4 protein-coding genes are annotated in these 3,756 nt (G+C 65.8%); 1 reads left to right on the top strand and 3 read right to left on the bottom strand.

The features are described 5' to 3' along the window. Positions 1-213: 213 nt before the first annotated feature. Genes ACQR1B_RS36075 through ACQR1B_RS36065 form a run of 3 tightly spaced genes read right to left on the bottom strand, consistent with a single transcriptional unit; the run spans position 214 to position 3,464 of the window. The gene (locus tag ACQR1B_RS36075) at positions 214-1,752 is read right to left on the bottom strand and encodes an amidohydrolase family protein (RefSeq protein WP_434837648.1); all 1,539 of its coding nucleotides are present in this window, start codon (positions 1,750-1,752) and stop codon (positions 214-216) included. A 20-nt stretch (positions 1,753-1,772) separates the two neighbouring features. After that, positions 1,773-2,561 (bottom strand): ABC transporter ATP-binding protein, encoded by a 789-nt coding sequence (locus ACQR1B_RS36070; protein ID WP_434837647.1) that lies wholly within the window; start codon positions 2,559-2,561, stop codon positions 1,773-1,775. After that, positions 2,562-3,464 (bottom strand): ABC transporter permease, encoded by a 903-nt coding sequence (locus ACQR1B_RS36065; RefSeq protein WP_434837646.1) that lies wholly within the window; start codon positions 3,462-3,464, stop codon positions 2,562-2,564. On the opposite strand from ACQR1B_RS36065, the gene ACQR1B_RS36060 reads away from it, so the two are divergent. Beyond that, the coding region (locus ACQR1B_RS36060) for a hypothetical protein (protein ID WP_434837645.1) at positions 3,463-3,756 on the top strand (294 nt) is incomplete at its 3' end. The two genes, ACQR1B_RS36065 and ACQR1B_RS36060, sit on opposite strands and share 2 nt — an antisense overlap.

Here is a 3,756-nt window from a genome sequence, read left to right as displayed (position 1 = left end):
GCCCCTCGAAAAAACAACCCGACCTATCAAACGAGACTTGACTCACAAGACCCCATATGAGGGTGGGCAAAGGCGCGGCCGTGCAGCGTCTCCAAACGAGATCGCGATGGCGCCGTGCCCACCGTTTGGCTGATGCGTTCGCTGATGCGCGGTGGGCACGCGCCGCCTTCCGGCGGCGCTTTGCCTACCCTACGAACGACGATGAACGACGAACTAACTCCGCGTCGACGTCCGATAGAACGGCGTGTGCGCGGCGCTGTCGAAATAGCCGTCGTAGAACTGCTTGACGTGCGGGAACACCGCGATCCCGAGTTCGCGGCGTGCCACCTCCTCGTCGCTGCGCGGCTTGGCAAGCACGTCGGCGATTTCGGCCAATACCTCGTCGCGGTTGATGTGGGTGAAGCGGCCGTCGGCATAGACGATGTCGCCACCGACATAGACGGCTGACACGTGCTGCGACTTGGCGCGCTGCACCAGGGCATCCAGCATCGGAATGTCCGGATCCTGAAACGGATAGGTCGCAGCGTTCCAGTCGATCAGCACGGCATCGAACAGCCGCCCCTCCTCCAACCGGCCGATGTTGGTGCCGAAGGCGGTGGTCTTGGCGCCGCCCTCGGTGGCCATGCGCACGATCTGCGGTGCCGTCGGCACCTCGTCGTCCATGCCGGGCGTGCGGTGGACGCGCAGCGCCAGCTTCAATTCCTGCAGCATATCGCGGTCCTCGTTGATGCCGGCTTCGTCCAGCCCCATGCCGATGGTGATGCCCTTCTTCTCCCAGACATTGAGCGGGGCGAGCCCCGAGCGCAGCCGGAAGTTCGACGAGCAGTTGTGACAGATGCAGGTGCCGGTGCCGGCAACGATATCGATGTCCTCCTCGGTCAGCCAGACGCCATGGCCGAGCGTCATGTGCGGGCCGAGCACGCCCAGATCATGCAGATGGCGCACGGCGGTCTTGCCGGTGCGCCGCTTCGCATATTCCTTCTGATAGGCGGTCTCCAGCAGATGCATGTGCATCGGCACCTTGGCGGCGCGCGACTTCTCGTGCAGCGCCTGCAGGCCGTCATCGGTGCACCAGTGCAGGTTGGCCGGCGCGAGCTGGATGCGCGTCAAGCTGTGGCCGACGTTTTCGGCCGTGAGCACGTCGAACAGCTTGATGTAGTCTGCGAACGGGACCTGCTGGGCCTCGAGATGCGCGGCAAGCCGCGCGGCCCACGGCGCCGGCAGGCGGGCACAGAATTCCTCGTCGGCCTCATAGACCAGCCGATTCTGCTCGCGCACGGCGTAGCAATAGGACGCGCGCATGCCGATCGCGCGATAGGCCTGCAAGACCTTGGTGGCGGCGCCGTGGATGGCGTCGAAGCCGCCGGCCATCCAGCCGTGAATGTGCTGCACGGTGGTGACGCCGGACGCGATCATCTCGAACGCGGAATACAGCGTGTCGAGATAGAGATCGATGCGGCGCGCCGGCAGGCGGCTGGCGAACCAGAGTTCGAGCGCGTGATCGGGCGAACCGAGCTGCAGCGGCGTCAGCCCGACATGGTGATGGCTGTTGACGAAGCCCGGCAGCATCACGTGGTGCGGATGCCGCTTCACGGTGGCCTGCGGCGCCAGCCGTTCGAGCTCGGCGAACGGCCCCACCGCCACGATCACGCCATCGCGCGCGAGCACGGCGCCGTCCTCGATCACCACGGGTGTGTGCCGATCCTGGATTCCGGAGACGACCCACTTCGCCCCGACCAACAGCTCAGTCATCATGCTCTCCCTTCGTTCGTTCACAGGCCCGACTGCTCGGCGAAGGCCTTGTCGACCTCGGCGGCGAGCAGTTCGGTGAAATAGTCGCGATATTCGTGATAGCGCGGCGAGCGCGTCGGCCGTGGCCGCGGCAGGTCGATCGGCACGATCGCCTTGACCCGGCCCGGCCGCGCCGTGAACACGATCACGCGGTCGGCGAGGCTGATGGCCTCGTCGATCGAATGGGTTACGAGCAGCACCGAGGCGCGGCTGTCCTGCCAGATCTGCAGCAGGAAATCCTGCAGCTTGGCGCGGGTCTGGACGTCGAGTGCGGCGAACGGCTCGTCCATCATCAGCACGCGCGGCTGCATTACCAAAGCGCGGGCGAACGCAGCGCGCTGGCGCATGCCGCCTGACAATTCGTCCGGCTTCTTGTCAAGCGCGTCACCAAGCCCGACGCGACGCAGGATCTCGCGCGCCTTCTCGCGCCGCCGCTCCGGCAGCTCGGCGCGGATCGCAAGGCCAAAGGCGACGTTGTCCAGGATCGTCAGCCAGGGAAACAACGAGGCCTCCTGGAAGATCAGCCCGCGCTCCGGCGAGGGACCGGAGATGGCGAGACCGTCATCTTCGATGATTCCGTTGCTCACGCTCTCCAGCCCCGCGATCATGTAGAGCAGCGAGGATTTGCCGCAGCCGGAGGGGCCGAGCAGCACGACGAACTCGCCGGGGGCGACGTCGAAGGACAGGTCGTCGATGGCGCGCAGCGGCGGACGGCCTTCCACGTCCCAGGTCTTGCCGACGTTGCGGATGGATACGGCGGGACGCGCCATCTAGAGCCCTCCCCGTTGCGGCGCGACCCACCACAGCATGCGGCGCTGGATCTGGCGCAGGCCCCAGTCGCTGAGGAAGCCGAGCGCGCCGATCACGGCCATGGTGAAGAACACCAGCTTGGCGTTGAAGGTGGCGCGCGCCATCGAGATGATCTGGCCGAGCCCGGTGCCGACGCCGACGGTCTCGGCGATCAAGACCACCATCCAGGCACCGAACAGATTGAGCCGCAGGGTCATGAACAGGCTGGGCAGGATCGCCGGCAGGATGACGCGCCAGAACATCTGCGTCTGCGTCGCGCCCATGATGCGGGCGACGTGGATGTAGTTGACCGGCACGCTCTCGATCTGCGCCGAGGTCGACAGCACGATGGTGAAGAACACCGTGATGAAGACGAGGAAGATCGCCGGCACGTCGCCGATGCCGAACACGAAGATCGCGACCGGCAGCCACGCCACCGGCGAGATCGGCGCCAGCAGCAGCACCGTCGGCATCATGAGATTACGGAGCCAGCGCACGTAATGCAGCGCGGCGCCGACCGCGACGCCGCTGACGAAGCCGAGCGCAAGCCCGGTGAAGACGCGGAACACGGTCCAGAACATGGTGATGGCGAGCGCGCCGGCACCGCCGCCAGAGGCCACCGAGCCGACGCGATTGGAACGATCGAAAAATTTCAGCGTCCCCGGAATGTCCTGCAGGAACAGATGCGGCGGCGGCAGCAGCAGCGGGTTGATCTTGCCGAAGTACCACAGGGTCTCCCAGATCGCGGCGAACAGGCCGATCGAGAGCGCAGCCCAGCCGAGCGCGGCGAGTTGGCGCCGCGCCTTGCGAAAGTCGCATGGACGAGGTGGCGATGTCGGCACATCGGGCGCAGGCGCGCCGACGGCCACGGTGTCAGTTGGCATGGGTGTGATCCGCAAGGTCTATCGGGCCCGGATGGAGGCGGGCCTCATGGTTCGAGACGCCGCCATCCACTTGTATCGCCGGAGCCGAATGCGCGTGCACGCGGCTCCTCACCATGAGGTTCAAAAGCCGAGGCGGCACTGCACACCGGACCATGAACACGCCGAGAGCGTGTTCATGGAGAGGGTTGAGAGTGTCGCCGCGGGCAAAACCCTCATCCTGAGAGGGTGTGAATCTTTCTCAAAGATTTCGGGTTTGCCAGGGGATGACCGGTGTGATTCGCTGTCAATCGTA

It is taken from the genome of Bradyrhizobium oligotrophicum (assembly GCF_051168495.1).
Lineage (GTDB): Bacteria > Pseudomonadota > Alphaproteobacteria > Rhizobiales > Xanthobacteraceae > Bradyrhizobium > Bradyrhizobium oligotrophicum_A.
The sequence above is the reverse complement of the archived record's forward strand: the minus strand, read 5'-3'. Positions and strand labels throughout refer to the sequence as shown.

Excerpts from the sequence above, each read along its gene's own strand:
- ACQR1B_RS36075 (WP_434837648.1), bottom strand. The coding sequence starts at position 1,752 with ATGACTGAGCTGTTGGTCGGGGCGAAGTGGGTCGTCTCCGGAATCCAG.
- ACQR1B_RS36070 (WP_434837647.1), bottom strand. The coding sequence starts at position 2,561 with ATGGCGCGTCCCGCCGTATCCATCCGCAACGTCGGCAAGACCTGGGAC.
- ACQR1B_RS36065 (WP_434837646.1), bottom strand. The coding sequence starts at position 3,464 with ATGCCAACTGACACCGTGGCCGTCGGCGCGCCTGCGCCCGATGTGCCG.